The organism is Pseudomonas sp. 05N434 (assembly GCF_056396965.1).
Map to the genome: position 1 here is coordinate 1 of NZ_JBFTMK010001074.1, position 526 is coordinate 526.

A 526-nucleotide genomic window follows, 5' to 3' on the forward strand; every position below is an offset into this window, starting at 1 on the left:
GCACTGGAAGCACCGGGCGCACTGGTGATTGCCGAAGAATCCACGGCGTGGCCGGGTGTCAGCCAGAGCACGCAACAGGGCGGGCTGGGTTTTGCCTATAAGTGGAACATGGGCTGGATGCACGATTCGCTGCATTACATTCAGCAGGATCCGGTGTACCGCGCCCATCATCACAACGAACTGAGTTTCGGCCTGGTGTATGCCTGGTCCGAGCGTTTCATCCTGCCGATTTCCCACGACGAAGTGGTACACGGCAAGCATTCGCTGATCGACAAAATGCCCGGCGACCGTTGGCAGAAGTTTGCCAACCTGCGGGCTTACCTGAGTTTCATGTGGACCCATCCGGGCAAGAAACTGTTGTTCATGGGCTGCGAGTTCGGCCAGTGGCGGGAGTGGAATCACGATCAGCAGCTGGACTGGTACTTGCTGCAATATCCGGAACACCAGGGTGTGCGCAAGCTGGTCGGCGACTTGAATCGGTTGTATCGCGAAGAGCCTGCCCTGCACGATCAGGACGATGTACCGC

Annotated in this window: 1 pseudogene; it reads left to right on the forward strand. The window is 58.2% G+C overall.

From position 1 onward, the window contains the following. A pseudogene (locus AC1DLB_RS31785) lies at nt 1-526 on the forward strand (1,4-alpha-glucan branching enzyme); the annotation flags it as partial.